Raw genomic sequence first — 13,595 nt, forward strand, 5'->3', positions numbered from 1 at the left:
GGGTGCGGCGCCGGGCTGCCGGCCCCGGACGTCGGTCAGGCGCTCAGGCGGAAGGCGCGCCACGCGACGTCGGCCAGCCGGTCCTGCCCGGCCGCGTTGGGGTGGAACCAGTCCAGCGGGTTGACCAGGTCCAGGTTGAACCGGACCCGGTGCGCCGCGCCGCCGTCGTGCCGGCAGCGCGAGCCGTATGCCTTGCAGGCCGCGGCCAGTTGGGTGTTGTAGTCGTCGATCCGCTCGCGGACGGCCGCCCGGCGGGCCCGGGCGAGCGGATCCGTCGAGGTCGGGTCGGCCAGCAGCGCCGGGCAGACCCCCCGCTTCCAGGCCCGCACGGCCCGCGCGTCGGTGTGCCCGACCTCCCAGAGCCGGTAGAGGTCCGGGACGCTCACCACCAGCACCCGGGCCTTCGGGCGGCCCTGGCGCAGGACCCGCAGGCCCCGGTCGACCTCGGCGCGGAACTGCTTGACCGGCGTCATCGCCTCGATGCCGCCCCGGCAGGCGTCGTTGGCGCCGATCAGCACCGTGACGTGGTCGACGCGGTCGCGTACGGCCCGCTGGGCCTGCCCCTCCAACGACGCCGCTCGGGCGCCCGGACTGGCGTGGTTGTGCGCCCGGCCGCGGACGGCCGGGTCGCGGTCGAGCAGCCGTCGGTAGACGCTGTCGACGCGAAGCCCGTCCCCCGTTGACCAGGAGTTGCGCTCGCAGGAGACGAGCACCAGGCAGGAGCCGAAACCGGTGCTGATCGAGTCGCCGAGGGCCGCGATGCCGCCCGGCGAACCGGGCGACGGAGTCTCCCGGGGCGGGCGGGAGCCGGTCTCCCCGCCCCCCTCGCAGGCGAGCGCGACCAGCGCCAGCAGGCAGGCGGCCACGGTGACCCAGCGTCGAGGCGGCATACCATCCCCAGTCACGCAGCGGAGAGCGACAGCGCGGTAACTCTAAGCGTGGAGGCGGCGGGTCGGGCCGCTGCTGTCGGGTATGCGGCAGACGGCTGTCCCGACATGAACGGGCGTGCTATGCGGAGGCGGTACGCCATGGTGGGCGCTGGCCGTGCAGCCACCAGTGCAGGGCGCGGGTGATCCGTGGCAGCACCAGGTAGGTCATCAGCGGGGTCAGCGTGAGGGTCATCAGCAGCACCCGGGCGGGCAGCGGCAGACCCGGCAGGAACCGGCTGGTGAGCAGCGTCGCGGTCAGGCTGAGCGGAAAGAAGGCCAGCCAGATCGTGACCGCCTGCTTCCAGCGCGGCGGGGACGGCGGCGCCGCCTCGGCACCGGCCGGCACGCTCTGCGCGCCGTGCTCCCGCGGCGGGTCGAACCAGCCCTCGATGCCGGTGCGCCGCTCCACCCGGGTGTGCTCGACGATGCCCTGCGCCGAGGAGAGCCACCAGTGCCGCTGCGGGGACTCCTCCCAGCGTCGCAGCGTCTCCTGGTCGGCGAAGCGGTAGAGGACGTGCCACTCGCCGGAGCCGGGCGCGCTGCGCACCCAGCCGGAGCCGAGGAACCCCGGGAACGCCTCGGCCAGCGCGGTGCCGGCCCGCATCCAGGCCACCATCTCGCTGGTCCGGGCGGGGTCGGTGCGCCGCGCGACGGCGACGGTCACCGGCAGCGCGTGAGTGGTCGTCATGACGACCATCCTCCCCGCCCGGGCCCGCTCCGACCGGCTCGCGGGGCCCCGGTGTAACGCACCCCACCGGCATCGTGACGCGGCACACCCGGGGCCCGGCGGACAGCCGCCCCCGCCCGCCGGGCGGGGGCCGGGGCGGGCCGCCCGGGAGCACCGCCGGGGCGCTCCCGGACGGGTTAACCGGGCGGATCGGGGGTAGCTCGGTGCAATGACGAGATCGCAGCCCCGACGCGCCCGTGGCACCGTCGGCCACGCCTACAGCGCGCTCAACCTGCGGCTCCTGCTCGCCGGCTTCGGGCTGGTCACCATGGTCGTGTTCGCGGTCCTCGCGTTCCGCGCCGACCTGGCCTGGCTGGGGGTCGCCTGCGCGGTCCTCGCCGTCGTCGCCGTGGTCGACCTGGTCGTCATCCAGCGCCGCCGCGCCGCCCGCCGCCGGGAGGAGCCGGGCGCCCGCCACTCACTGTTCGAGTGACAGGAGTACGAGATGCCCATCGCGACCACCAACCCCGCCACCGGAGAACTGCTCAGGAGCTTCGAGCCGATGACGGAGGAGCAGATCGACGCCGCCATCGGGCGCGCCGACCTGGCGTACCGTCAGCTGCGTGACATCCCGGTCGAGCGGCGCGGGCGGTGGCTGACCGCGGCGGCCGACCTGCTGGAGGCGGAGCGCGACGAGATCGCCCGGCTGATGACCACCGAGATGGGCAAGACGTACGCGGCGGCGAAGGCCGAGGTCACCAAGTGCGCCACGGCCTGCCGCTTCTACGCGGCCGAGGCGCCCGGGTTCCTCGCCGACGAGCCCGCCGACGCGCAGGCCGTCAAGGCCACCCGGGCGTACGTCCGCTACCAGCCGATCGGGCCGGTGCTCGCGGTGATGCCGTGGAACTTCCCGCTGTGGCAGGTGCTGCGCTTCGCCGCGCCGGCCCTGATGGCCGGCAACACCGGCCTGCTCAAGCACGCCTCCAACGTGCCGCAGACCGCGCTGCTGCTGGAGGACCTGTTCCGCCGCGCCGGTTTCCCGGAGGGGGCGTTCACCACCCTGCTGGTCGGCTCGGCCGAGGTCGACCGGGTGCTCAGTGACCCCCGGGTACGCGCGGCGACGCTGACCGGCAGCGAGGGCGCCGGCCGGTCCATCGCCCAGATCGCCGGTCGGGAGCTGAAGAAGACGGTGCTGGAGCTGGGCGGCAGCGACCCGTTCGTGGTGATGCCGTCGGCCGACCTGGACCGGGCCGCCGAGGCCGCCACCACCGCCCGCTGCCAGAACAACGGCCAGTCCTGCATCGCCGCGAAGCGGTTCGTCGTGCACACCGACGTCTTCGACGCCTTCGCCGAGAGGTTCGCCGCGAACATGTCGGCGCTGCGGGTCGGCGACCCGATGGACCCCGACACCGACGTCGGCCCGCTGGCCAGCGAGGGCGGGCGCGACGAGGTGCACGCCCAGGTGCGCGACGCGGTCGACCGGGGCGCCACCGTGCTCTGCGGCGGCGAGCCGCCCGCCGGCCCCGGCTGGTTCTACCCGCCGACCGTGGTCACCGACCTGGGACCGGAGATGCGGATGTGGTCCGAGGAGGTCTTCGGCCCCGTCGCGGGCCTCTACCGGGTGTCGTCGTACGAGGAGGCGATCGAGGTGGCCAACGGCACCTGCTTCGGCCTGGGCTCCAACGCCTGGACGCGGGACCCCGAGGAGCAGGAGCGCTTCGCCACCGACCTGGACGCCGGGAACGTCTTCGTCAACGGGATCACCACGTCCTACCCGGAACTGCCCTTCGGCGGGGTGAAGAACTCCGGCTACGGCCGCGAGCTCTCCGCACTCGGGATGCGGGAGTTCTGCAACACCAAGACCGTCTGGGTGGGCGAGGGGGCGGCCTCGGCCGGCGCCGGTGCGCACGCGGAGTAACGCGCGTCCGGCTTCCGTCGGCGTAGCCGGACGCCATCATGGGTAGGGAGTGACGCCATGACGGTGTTCGGCTTCCACGCGTCCCACGAGCAGATCCATCCCCGCGCCCTGCTGGAGGCGGTGGTGCACGCCGAGCGGGCCGGCTTCGACGCCGCCATGTCCTCGGACCACTTCGCGCCGTGGAGCGAGCGGCAGGGCCAGTCCGGCTTCGCCTGGTCCTGGCTCGGTGCCGCGCTCCAGGCCACCAACCTGCCGTTCGGGGTGGTCAACGCCCCCGGGCAGCGCTACCACCCGGCGATCATCGCCCAGGCCATCGGCACCCTCGGGGCGATGTACCCGGGCCGGTTCTGGGCCGCGCTGGGCACCGGCGAGGCGGGCAACGAGCACATCACCGGCGACCGCTGGCCGCGCAAGGACGTCCGCGCCGCCCGGCTGCGCGAGTGCGTGGACGTGATCCGCGCGCTGCTGGCCGGCGAGGAGGTCAGCCACGACGGCCTGGTCCGGGTGGACCGGGCGAAGCTGTGGACCCGGCCGGAGGAGCCGCCGGCGCTGATCGGGGCGGCGGTCAGCGTCGCCACCGCCCGCTGGTGCGCCGAGTGGGCGGACGGGCTGATCACCGTGAACGCCGCGCCCGCGCACCTGCGGGAGATGATCGACGCGTACCGGGGCGCCGGCGGGCGCGGGCCGCTGCACCTCCAGGTGCACGTGAGCTGGGCACCGGAGCAGGCCGAGGCGGAACGGCTGGCGTACGACCAGTGGCGCAGCAACGTCTTCGCGCCGCCGGTCTGCTGGGACCTGGAGACGCCGGAGCACTTCGACGTGGTCTCCCAGGACGTGCCGATGGAGAAGGTCCACGACGTCGTGAACGTCTCCGCCGACCTCGGCCGGCACGTCGGCTGGCTGGAGGAGTACCTGGAGCTCGGCTTCGACCAGATCGCCCTGCACCACGTCGGGCAGGAGCAGCGGGCCTTCATCGACGCCTTCGGCGCCGAGGTGCTGCCGAAGCTGCGCGGCACCAGCTGAGCGGCGCGGCTCAGGGCAGGCGGCGGACGAGCACCTGCCCGGGCCACGGGCCGCGGCCCGGGCGCTCGACGGTGAACGGGTCGGTGGGGGTGAAGCCCTGCCGCTCGTACCACCGCGCCAGCGCGCCGTCGCCGCCCGCGTAGCAGTCCACCCGGAGCAGCCGGAGCCCGCGCTCGCGGGCCAGCTCCGCGGCGTGCGCCAGCAGCCGGCCGCCGAGGCCGGCGCCGGCGTGCGCCCGGTCGGTGACCAGCAGGTTCACGTACAACTCGGGCTCGACGGCGGGCGGAACGTGTTCGTTCGCCGCCCCCACCACCAGCGCGCCGACCGGCCGGTCGGCCAGCGTCGCGAGCCAGAGCCCGCCGCCGCGGGCCCACGCGTCGGCCTGCGCGATCCGCCGCGCGTCGGTCGAGGCCGGTCCGGTGCCCCACTGGCCGGTGCGGCCCCGCGCCACCAACCAGGCGGTGGCGTCGTCGAGCAGCCGCAGCACGGCGGGCGCGTCGGCGGGGCCGCCGGGACGCAGGCTCGGGCTCTGCTGGCCGGTCATGACGGACATGCTGCTACAACCAGGCGCCTCGATGGTAGGCCGGGCTGGGCAGCGGCCCTCGGCGCCGCGAGCCGGCCCGCTCGCCGAGGTCTCGCCAGGGTGGCGCTCTCCGCGCGCCCGCGCTGCTGATCGTGGTCAGGGCGCTGCCGGCAACCGGGTCCCAGGTCCGCCGGGTCGGGCCGGCCAGGGCGGCGCGGGTGCCCTCCGGCAGCCGCCGCCACACCCGCCGCTCCGCGTCGTCCATGCCGGGCACCCTGTAGTACGTCCCGGGAGGCCGCCGAGAACCGGGCGGTTGCCGGCCGCGCGGCCCGTCCCGCGCGACGGGGCCCGACCGAGGTGGTGGCCTCCCCCGGGCCCGGAGGAGGCCACCACACGAGCGGCGTGAGCGTCACCCGACGGTCGGGCCGGCGCGGTCGAGGCGACCGGTCGCCGGAGGGCGACGGACGCGGTCGGTCAGGACAGCGTGCAGGCCGCGCCGTTGAGGGTGATCAGTCCGGGCGCCGGATTGGCGCCGCCGCCGGTTACCGCGTTGAAGCCGAAGGTGACCGAGCCGCCCGGGGCGATCCGGGCGTTGTGCGACTCGTTGCGGGCGGTGACCGTGGCCCCGGCCTGGGTCGTCTTCGCCAGCCACGCCTCGCGCACCTTCTGGTCGCCGGTGAAGGCGAAGCGGGCCGCCCAACCGTCGACGGCGGCGGTGCCGGTGTTGCGGATGGTCACCTGGGAGGTGAACCCGCTGCCGCCGTGCCAGGTGCCGTAGTTGGTGTAGGTGGCCGCGCAGGTCGGCGCGGGCACCGCGGCCGAGTCGCCCTGGTCGGCCAGGAACGAGGCGATCCAGGCGAGCGCCGAGTTCCAGTTGATCGCCACCTCGTTGGTCGCGTACGAGTTGATGTCGTCGACGTAGCAGAACATCGGCTTGCAGCCGGCGAGCAGCTTCGCGGCGAACGGGTCCTGCAGGGCGGCGTTCGGGCCGCCGGCCAGCGAGCCGGCCGGGGGCTTCGGCAGGTCCGGGTCGAGCTGGTGGCCGAAGATCCGGCTGTGCTGGTTCTCCGCCGCGTGCTCGCCCCACCCGGTCACGTACGAGATGTTCAGCGCGTTGCGGCCCAGGACGTAGTCCATCGCCTGCACGGCGCCGTCGCGGTACTTCGCGTCCCGGGTCAGGTCGAAGGCGGTGGCCAGCACGATCGCGTTGTTGATGACGTTGCTGTTGCCGCCCCAGAAGTAGCTGCCCGCGTCTCCGGGCATCGGCAGCCCGTACGCCTGCCGGTTCAGCTCGGCGAGGTGGGCGTCGGCGGCGGCGGTCACCGAGGCCCGCACGCGGGCCAGGTCGGCGGCCGGCAGCCCGTTGGGCACCGTGGCCAGGTCGAGCCGGCCCAGCGCGGCGACGCCCTGCCAGCCGAAGCCGCGCGGGTCGAAGACGTCCGCGGTGTGCTGCGGCGACGCGGTCAGGTCCGCCAGGTACGCCTGCTCCCCGGTGCTCAGGTAGAGCTCGACGGCCGCCCAGTAGAACTCGTCGCTGACGTTGGTGTCGTCGTACGCGCCGCCGCCGGTGCTGTCGGCCGGGCTGGCGTACCGCGTCGGGTTGGCCTCGGCGGCGGCGTAGGCCGTCTTCGCCGCCGTGCCGCAGCGCGTCGCGAAGGCCGCGTCGTAGGGGGCGAAGAGCCGCGCGCACTGGGCGGCGACTGCGGCCAGGTTGAGGGTGGCGGCGGTGGACGGCGGGTGCAGCTCGCGCTGCTCCGGGTCGTCGTGCGGGGCGAGCGGCAGCCCGGTCCAGTTCCGGTCGTGGATCTTGTGGTGGGCCATCCCGGCGAGCGGCTTGCCGGCCGGCACCTGCATGCGCAGCAGGAACTCCAGCTCCCAGCGGGCCTCGTCGAGCACGTCCGGCACGCCGTTGCCGCGCTCGGGCACCCGCAGCGTGTTGTCGCCGAGGGCCGCGCCGTGTCCGGCGGTGGCGGCCGTGCGGGTCCGCTCGAAGGTGTTCAGCAGCTGGTAGGTGGCGATGCCGCCGTTGACCACGTACTTGCCGTGGTCGCCGGCGTCGTACCAGCCGCCGCGCACGTCCAGCGAGTAGTCGCAGACGCCCGGCTGGCAGGGCACGGAGGTGTCGCCCTTGTTGGGCGCCACGCCGAGGTGCCCTGCGGGGCGGGCGTACTCGGCGCCGATCAGGTCGCCGTCGATGGCGATGCCGCTGCGCTGGGCGTAGAAGAACTGGAGCGAGTCGGAGCGCAGCCGGTCGTAGAGGGTGCCGGAGATGTCGAACGGGTGGCTGGTCTCGCCGTCGACGGTCAGGGTCAGCCCCGCCCCCGGGCTCCGGTACGACGAGAAGTCGAGGGTCTGCACGTTCTGCCCGGAGGCGGCGTCGACGCCGCGCGGGGTGGTGGTGCCGCTGGCCAGGACCGCGCCGGCGGCCGAGCGGAGCTGCCAGGGCAGGGCCTCGGTCGCCGATGTCACCACGGTGGCGTTCTTCGGCCCGCCGGGCAGGTAGCCGACCTGGTTGACCCGCACCCGCGGCCCGGTGTCGGGCACGTACGGCTCGGGCGGCTCGCCGCCGCGCAGCGAGACGTCGTCCAGGCAGATGGTCTGCTCGGCGGCGGCGCCGCCGACCTGGAAGATCAGTTGGGCGGCCGGGTTCCCCTCCGCGACCGTGAACGTCTTCTCGAAGCGCTGTGCGGTGCCGCCGGCGGTGGCGTCCACGCTGGCGTACGTGGTGTAGGGGGCGCTGCCCAGTTGCAGGACGGCCTTGACGGCGGTGCCGGGGGTGGCGGAGACGTCGAAGCCGAGGGTGTACTCGGCCCCGGCGATCAGCGGCACGCCGTCCTGGCCGATGCCGGCGTCCCACGGGCTCGCCAGGCCGCCGGGCACGGTGGTGCAGAGCCGGCCGTCGGTGATTCCGAGCGCGCCGGTGCCGTAGGAGAACCAGGGGGACACGCCGGCGCTGAAGTCGCCGTTGTCGATCTGTTCGGGGGCGTCGGGGGGCGGTTCGGCGTGGGCCGCGCCGGCGGCCCCGCCGGTCAGGGCGAGGGTGGTCGCGGCCGCGAGCAGCGCGAGGCGGCGTCGGGATGGCGTCACGGGTGGTCCTTCCGGACGACTGGGGGACGGAAGAGGTGGTGGCCACCTGGGAGCGCTCCCAGGTTGAGTTGATGCTTCCAGTGCCCCCGGGCACCTGTCAATCGATCCGGCTGGATGGTGTGCGGTCGTCCGGGAGGGCCCGCCGACAGTGAGATTCGCCGCGCGACGCGCCGAGTACCTGATCTCCTAGAGACAACTGCGCCCTCCGCCTGGCAGGCTGCCACCCATGACCCTGAAGCTGCGTTCCGTGGGAACGAGCGACCGTGGGCTGATCCGCAGTGGGAACCAGGACGCCCTGCACGCCGGCACCTGGCTCGTCGCCGTCGCCGACGGCATGGGCGGGATGGCGGCCGGCGACCTGGCCAGCGCGATCGCCATCGACGCCGTCGCTCCGCTGGACGTGGAGACCCCCGAGCACGCGCTGGTGGCCGCGCTCCAGGGCGGCATCGAGCTGGCCACCACGCGGATCCGCCAGGCGGTCGCCGAGGATCCGGAGCGGCAGGGCATGGGCACCACGCTCACCGCCCTGCTCTTCGCCCGTACGGGCAGTTGCCTGGCCCTCGCCCACGTCGGGGACTCCCGCGCCTACCTGTTCCGCGAGGGGGTGCTCAAGCAGATCACCCGGGACGACACGTTCGTGCAGATGCTAGTCGACCAGGGGGTGATCACCGCCGACGAGGCCAGCAGCCATCCCCGCCGGGCCGTGGTCACCCAGGCGTTGCAGGGCGACGAGGTCTCCCCGGCGTACGCGACGATGGTGCCCTGGGCCGGGGACCGCTGGCTGCTGTGCAGCGACGGCCTCTCCAACGTCGTCCGGCCGGACACCCTCGCCGAGGTGCTCGCCGGGCACCCGGACCGCACGGAGTGCGCCCGCCGGCTGATCGACCTGGCGCTGCGCGCCGGCGGGCCGGACAACGTCACGGTGCTCGTCGCCGACGTCGTGCAGGAGTGAGCCGGCGGCACGGGCGGGCCAGCCGGTCAGCGCCGTGCGACCGCGCGGCGTCGCCGGTGACGACCAGAGGGCCGCTCAGCGGCGGCGCGGGGCGGCGTGCCGGGTGGGCGCGGCCGTGGTCGGGTCCTCGGGCCACGGGTGGCGCGGGTAGCGGCCGCGCAGCTCAGCCCGCACCCGCGGATAGCCCGTACGCCAGAAGGAGGCCAGGTCGGCGGTGACCGCCACCGGCCGCCCGGCCGGGGAGAGCAGGTGCAGCAGCACCGGCACCCGCCCGTCGGCGACGCGGGGCGCGTCCCGCCAGCCGAAGGTCTCCTGGAGCTTCACGGCGAGCACCGGCGCCGCCGGATCGGCGTAGCCGAGCCGCACCCGCGACCCGCTGGGCACGGTGATCCGCTCCGGCGCCACCTCGTCGAGCCGGGCCGCCAGCGTCCACGGCAGCAGCCGGCGCAGCGCGCCGGCGACGTCCACCCGGGCCAGGTCGGCCCGGCGGCGGGCGCGGGCCAGCTCCGGGCCCAGCCAGGCGGGCGCGTCGGCGAGCAGCGCCTCGTCGTCCACGTCCGGCCAGTCGCCGCCCAGCGCGTGCCGGCAGAACGCCAGCCGCTCGCGCAACGCCAACGCCGCCGGGGTCCAGGTCAGCAGCCCGAGGCCGGTACGGCGCAGCCCGGTCAGCAGGGCCCGCGTCAGCTCCGCCGGGTCGGGTCGGGCGAGCGGCCGCTCGACCAGCTCGATCGCGCCCAGCCGCACCACCTCCCGGGCCACCACGTCCGCGCCGCTCCAGCCGACCTCCCGCTCGGTGCGCAGCAGCGGCCCGCCGGCCTCCCGGGCGGTCGCCTCGTCCAGCGGGGTGGCCAGCCGGACCCGGGCGGTCGGCGCGCCGGGGGACCGGTCCGCCACCGCGACCGCCAGCCAGTCGGCGCCGGCCAGCCCGGACCCGGGCGCCAGCTCCGCCGCGGTTCCGCCGCTCATCAGGTACGCCGAGCCGCCCGGGCGCCGCGCCCGGGCCAGCCGCTCCGGGTGGGCCAGCCCGACCAGCAGCCCGGCGGCCAGGTCGTCGGTCAACCGGCCGGGGCCGCGCCGCCCCGCCGGCGCGGCGGGCGCCTCGGGCAGGGCGGCGCGCAGCCGGCGTACCTCCGCGCGCCAGCGGGCGGTGGCTCCCGGGTCCGCACCCGCGCGCAGCCGCCGCCAGGCCGCCGTCAGGTCGTCGCCCGGCCCGGCGGCGGTCTCCTCGGCGAGCACGGCCACGACCTCCGCGGCCCGGTCGGGACCCACCCGGCGGGCCCCGTCGAGCAGCGCGCGGGCGAGCCGGGGGTGGGCGCCGACCGCGGCGATCGACCGCCCCCGGTCGGTGATCCGGCCGTCGACGTCCACCGCGCCCAGGGCGGTGAGGGTCTCCCGGGCCACCGTCATCGCCGCCGTCGGGGGCGGATCCGGCAGGGCCAGCCCGGTCCCGTCCGGCGACCCCCAGGCGGCCAGCTCCAGCGCGAAGCCCGTCAGGTCGGCGGTGGCGATCTCCGGCTCCGGCTGTGCGGCCAGCCGCTCGTGGGTCGCCGCCGACCAGCAGCGGTACACGTACCCGGGCGCCTCCCGGCCCGCCCGGCCGGCCCGCTGGGTCGCCGCCGCCCGGGACACCGGCACGGTGACCAGTGCGCCCAGCCCGCGGGACAGGTCCATCCGGGCGACCCGCGCCAGCCCCGCGTCCACCACCACCCGGACGCCGGGGACGGTGAGGCTGCTCTCCGCCACCGACGTCGCCAGCACCACCCGCCGCCGGTCGGCCGGCCGCAGCGCCGCGTCCTGGTCGGCGCCGCGCTGCCGGCCGTGCAGCGGGAGGACGGCGACCGTGTCGCGCAGTCCGGCCAGCCGGCCGGAGACGGCGGCGATCTCGCCGGCCCCCGGCAGGAAGACCAGCACGTCCCCGTCGCGCTCGCGCAGCGCCCGGTGCACGGTCGCCGCGACGTGGTCGAGCAGGCCCCGGTCGACCGGGCCGGCGCCGGGCGCGGTCACCGGCCGGGGCGGCGGTGCCCAGATCCGGGCCACCGGGTGCAGCGCCGCCGAGGCGCGGACGATCGGCGCGGGTTCGTCGCCGCCGAGCAGCGCGGCGAACCGGTCCGCCTCGGGGGTGGCCGACATCGCCAGCAGCCAGAGGTCGGGGCGCAGCGCGGTGCGGGCCTCCACGGCGAACGCGAGCGCCAGGTCGGCGTCGAGCTGCCGCTCGTGGCACTCGTCGAGCAGCACGGCGCCGGTCCCGGCCAACTCGGGATCGCGGTGCAGGCGGCGGAGCAGCAGCCCGGTGGTGACCACCTCGACGCGGGTCCGCGGGCCGCCGCGGCGCTCGCCGCGCACGGCGTACCCGACCCGCTCGCCGAGCGGCTCGCCGAGCAGCGCGGCCATCCGGCGCGCCGCCGCGCGGGCGGCCACCCGGCGCGGCTGGGCGACCAGCACCCGACCGGTCACCTCGGCGGCCACGGCCAGCGGGGCGAGCGAGGTCTTGCCGGTGCCCGGCGGGGCGACCAGCACCCCCGTGCCGGTCCTGCGCAGCGCCGCGACCAGCTCCGGCAGCACCGGCCGTACGGGCAGGTCGAGGGAGACGTCGGAGAGCACGGCCAAGTCTCGCACCGGCCGGCGCTGGCTCAGGCGCGGCGTACCCCGGCGACGCCGCCGACGAAGGCGCGCCAGGCCGGCGCGGGGAAGGCCAGCACCGGTCCCTGCCGGTCCTTGCTGTCGCGCACGGCGACCCGGTCCGGTCCGACGGCGACCTCCACGCAGTTGCCGTTGCCGACGCTGCGGGTGCTCGTGCGCCACTGGGCCCGGGTGAGGTCGAACGCGGTCATCGGCGGTACCCCCGTTTGTGCCAGCGTGCCGCGCCAGCGGTCACGCAAAGTGACGAGAAGCTTCCGCCAGGCGCGTCAGCGACGCCTCCGGACCGAGTGCCATCCGGCACAGCTCCTCGTGCACAAGGCTATACCCGCGCACCTGGACGGCCTCCTCCAGAGCCAGTCCCATGGTGAGATTTTCCAGGTAAACCACGGTCGCGTCGGCGGCATCGGCGAATGTCAGCACGACGTACGGGGCGTTCATCGCCGGGTGCCCGCCGGCCGAGAAGGGAAGTACCTGAAGAGTTACGTTCGGTAGCTGAGCGACCTTCGCGAGATGTGCCATCTGATCGGACATGACGGCCCCACCGCCCACCGGCCGGCAGAGCGCCGCCTCGTTCAGCACCACCGACAGCTCGACCGGGTTCTCGCGGTGCAGCACGTTCTGCCGGTGCAGCCGCGCGGCCACCTTGCGTTCGATCCCGTCCTCGCCCGCGGTGCGCCGGAAGACCTCCCGGGCGTACGCCTCGGTCTGCAGGAGCCCGGGCACCGCCTCGACCTCGTACGTCCGCAGGGTCGCCGCCTCCGCCTCCAGCCCGACGTAGAACTCGAACCACTCGGGCAGCACGTCGCTGTAGCTCTGCCACCAGCCGCGCTGCTGCGCCCCGCGGGCGATCTCGATCAGCGCCTCGGCGTCGGCCCCGGTCACCTCGTACAGGGCCAGCGCGGCCCGGACGTCGCGCGGCTTGATGCCGATCTGGGCGTTCTCGATGCGGGAGAGGTTGCTCTTCGACATGTCCAACTGGCGGGCCGCGACGTCCAGGGTCATCCCGGCACGCTCGCGCAACTGGCGGAGTTCCCGGGCGATACGGCGGCGGCGGACGGTGGGGCTGGCGGTCACCCTCCGAGTCTGTCACGACAAGATCCCCAGGTGGCATAAGCACGGAGTGCAACTACCAGAAACGGGAGTTGCGTTGCAGTCACGGCCGGTGCATCCTTGCCCGGTTGCGATCACTGTGGACGACCCGCGGGAGGACCGGTTGCTCATCGCCGACGAGTTCTTCCTGATCACGCACAACGACAGCCGGGGCAAGGCGAAGCTGCACCCGTCAGCGACCGGCCTCGGTCTCGCCGGCGGGCTGCTCGGTGAGCTGCTCCTTCGTGGACACGTCACCATCTCCTCCGGACTGGTCGCCGTCGTCGACCGTCGCCCGCCGGCGGACGCGCTGGCGCACACCGTGCTCGACCAGGTCGTGGGCGAGACGCAGCAACACCCGGTGCGCACCTGGCTCAGCTTCCTGGCGCCGACCGCCACCGCCTCGGTGGGGGAGCGGCTGGTCAGGGCGGGAGTGCTGCGTCGGCGCGAGAACCGGCGGCTGCTGCGCACCACCGTCAGCTACCTGCCGATCGACCTGAACGCGGTGGCCTGGCCGGCCACCCGGCTGCGCGCCCTGCTCGACCGGCCGGAGCCGCCGAGCGTGCCCGACGGGCTGCTGCTGGGCCTGGTCGTGGCCGCCGGGCTGAGCCGCGAGGTGCTGTGGAGCGCCGGTCCCCGGGCGCACCACCGGCTGAACGTGCTCCTGCCCGCGCTCCCCCCGCCGCTGCGGGACCTCGTGGCGCACACCGAGGCCGCGGTCGGCGCCGCCGTGCTGCGCGGCGTCGGCTGACCGGCACCCCTCCACC

13 protein-coding genes are annotated in these 13,595 nt (G+C 75.5%); 5 read left to right on the plus strand and 8 right to left on the minus strand.

From position 1 onward, the window contains the following. Window positions 1–35: 35 nt before the first annotated feature. Both V6V16_RS07325 and V6V16_RS07330 read right to left on the minus strand, forming a co-directional pair. Window positions 36–890: a GDSL-type esterase/lipase family protein gene (locus tag V6V16_RS07325; RefSeq protein WP_334560757.1), complete on the minus strand. Its 855-nt coding sequence runs from the start codon at window positions 888–890 to the stop codon at window positions 36–38. Between the two features lie 118 nt (window positions 891–1,008). Next, the gene (locus V6V16_RS07330) at window positions 1,009–1,617 is read right to left on the minus strand and encodes an antibiotic biosynthesis monooxygenase (RefSeq protein ID WP_334560759.1); all 609 of its coding nucleotides are present in this window, start codon (window positions 1,615–1,617) and stop codon (window positions 1,009–1,011) included. A 208-nt stretch (window positions 1,618–1,825) separates the two neighbouring features. On the opposite strand from V6V16_RS07330, the gene V6V16_RS07335 reads away from it, so the two are divergent. From V6V16_RS07335 to V6V16_RS07345, 3 genes are read left to right on the plus strand one after another with little or no spacing between them, the layout of a single operon-like run. Beyond that, the gene (locus tag V6V16_RS07335) at window positions 1,826–2,089 is read left to right on the plus strand and encodes a DUF6343 family protein (protein ID WP_334560761.1); all 264 of its coding nucleotides are present in this window, start codon (window positions 1,826–1,828) and stop codon (window positions 2,087–2,089) included. A 12-nt stretch (window positions 2,090–2,101) separates the two neighbouring features. Continuing rightward, entirely contained in the window at window positions 2,102–3,514 is a 1,413-nt protein-coding gene (locus tag V6V16_RS07340) for an NADP-dependent succinic semialdehyde dehydrogenase (protein WP_334560763.1), read from the plus strand. Window positions 3,515–3,571: 57 nt separating this feature from the next. Beyond that, on the plus strand, window positions 3,572–4,537 hold the full coding sequence (locus V6V16_RS07345) for a TIGR03885 family FMN-dependent LLM class oxidoreductase (protein ID WP_334560766.1): 966 nt from the start codon (window positions 3,572–3,574) through the stop codon (window positions 4,535–4,537). A gap of 10 nt (window positions 4,538–4,547) precedes the next feature. Here V6V16_RS07345 and V6V16_RS07350 read toward each other — a convergent pair whose 3' ends face one another. The 3 genes from V6V16_RS07350 to V6V16_RS07360 form a co-directional block, all read right to left on the minus strand. After that, a complete protein-coding gene (locus tag V6V16_RS07350) occupies window positions 4,548–5,081 on the minus strand; it encodes a GNAT family N-acetyltransferase (RefSeq protein WP_334560767.1) in 534 nt (177 codons plus the stop codon). A 13-nt stretch (window positions 5,082–5,094) separates the two neighbouring features. Next, window positions 5,095–5,325 (minus strand): hypothetical protein, encoded by a 231-nt coding sequence (locus V6V16_RS07355; protein ID WP_334560768.1) that lies wholly within the window; start codon window positions 5,323–5,325, stop codon window positions 5,095–5,097. A gap of 209 nt (window positions 5,326–5,534) precedes the next feature. Then, window positions 5,535–8,147: a glycoside hydrolase family 9 protein gene (locus V6V16_RS07360; RefSeq protein WP_334560769.1), complete on the minus strand. Its 2,613-nt coding sequence runs from the start codon at window positions 8,145–8,147 to the stop codon at window positions 5,535–5,537. Between the two features lie 226 nt (window positions 8,148–8,373). On the opposite strand from V6V16_RS07360, the gene V6V16_RS07365 reads away from it, so the two are divergent. Next, window positions 8,374–9,099: a PP2C family protein-serine/threonine phosphatase gene (locus V6V16_RS07365; RefSeq protein ID WP_334560770.1), complete on the plus strand. Its 726-nt coding sequence runs from the start codon at window positions 8,374–8,376 to the stop codon at window positions 9,097–9,099. Window positions 9,100–9,174: 75 nt separating this feature from the next. On the opposite strand, the gene hrpB is transcribed toward V6V16_RS07365, so the two are convergent. Genes hrpB through V6V16_RS07380 form a run of 3 tightly spaced genes read right to left on the minus strand, consistent with a single transcriptional unit; the run spans window position 9,175 to window position 12,813 of the window. Beyond that, window positions 9,175–11,700: an ATP-dependent helicase HrpB gene (hrpB, locus tag V6V16_RS07370; protein WP_334560942.1), complete on the minus strand. Its 2,526-nt coding sequence runs from the start codon at window positions 11,698–11,700 to the stop codon at window positions 9,175–9,177. Window positions 11,701–11,729: 29 nt separating this feature from the next. Beyond that, window positions 11,730–11,930 carry a DUF397 domain-containing protein gene (locus V6V16_RS07375; protein ID WP_334560772.1) on the minus strand — a complete coding sequence of 67 codons (201 nt, stop codon included), beginning with the start codon at window positions 11,928–11,930 and terminating at the stop codon, window positions 11,730–11,732. A 40-nt stretch (window positions 11,931–11,970) separates the two neighbouring features. Then, window positions 11,971–12,813, minus strand: a complete 843-nt coding sequence (locus V6V16_RS07380) for a helix-turn-helix domain-containing protein (protein WP_334560774.1) — start codon at window positions 12,811–12,813, stop codon at window positions 11,971–11,973. A gap of 139 nt (window positions 12,814–12,952) precedes the next feature. Here V6V16_RS07380 and V6V16_RS07385 point away from each other — a divergent pair, with 139 nt between their 5' ends. After that, window positions 12,953–13,579 (plus strand): GOLPH3/VPS74 family protein, encoded by a 627-nt coding sequence (locus V6V16_RS07385; RefSeq protein WP_334560944.1) that lies wholly within the window; start codon window positions 12,953–12,955, stop codon window positions 13,577–13,579. Window positions 13,580–13,595 lie beyond the last annotated feature (16 nt).

Source organism: Micromonospora sp. CPCC 205561 (genome assembly GCF_036906775.1).
Classification (GTDB): Bacteria; Actinomycetota; Actinomycetes; order Mycobacteriales; family Micromonosporaceae; genus Micromonospora.

Coding starts and splice junctions, on each gene's coding strand:
- V6V16_RS07325 (WP_334560757.1), bottom strand. CDS start 890: ATGCCGCCTCGACGCTGGGTCACCGTGGCCGCCTGCCTGCTGGCGCTG.
- V6V16_RS07330 (WP_334560759.1), bottom strand. CDS start 1,617: ATGACGACCACTCACGCGCTGCCGGTGACCGTCGCCGTCGCGCGGCGC.
- V6V16_RS07335 (WP_334560761.1), top strand. CDS start 1,826: ATGACGAGATCGCAGCCCCGACGCGCCCGTGGCACCGTCGGCCACGCC.
- V6V16_RS07340 (WP_334560763.1), top strand. CDS start 2,102: ATGCCCATCGCGACCACCAACCCCGCCACCGGAGAACTGCTCAGGAGC.
- V6V16_RS07345 (WP_334560766.1), top strand. CDS start 3,572: ATGACGGTGTTCGGCTTCCACGCGTCCCACGAGCAGATCCATCCCCGC.
- V6V16_RS07350 (WP_334560767.1), bottom strand. CDS start 5,081: ATGACCGGCCAGCAGAGCCCGAGCCTGCGTCCCGGCGGCCCCGCCGAC.
- V6V16_RS07355 (WP_334560768.1), bottom strand. CDS start 5,325: ATGGACGACGCGGAGCGGCGGGTGTGGCGGCGGCTGCCGGAGGGCACC.
- V6V16_RS07365 (WP_334560770.1), top strand. CDS start 8,374: ATGACCCTGAAGCTGCGTTCCGTGGGAACGAGCGACCGTGGGCTGATC.
- V6V16_RS07375 (WP_334560772.1), bottom strand. CDS start 11,930: ATGACCGCGTTCGACCTCACCCGGGCCCAGTGGCGCACGAGCACCCGC.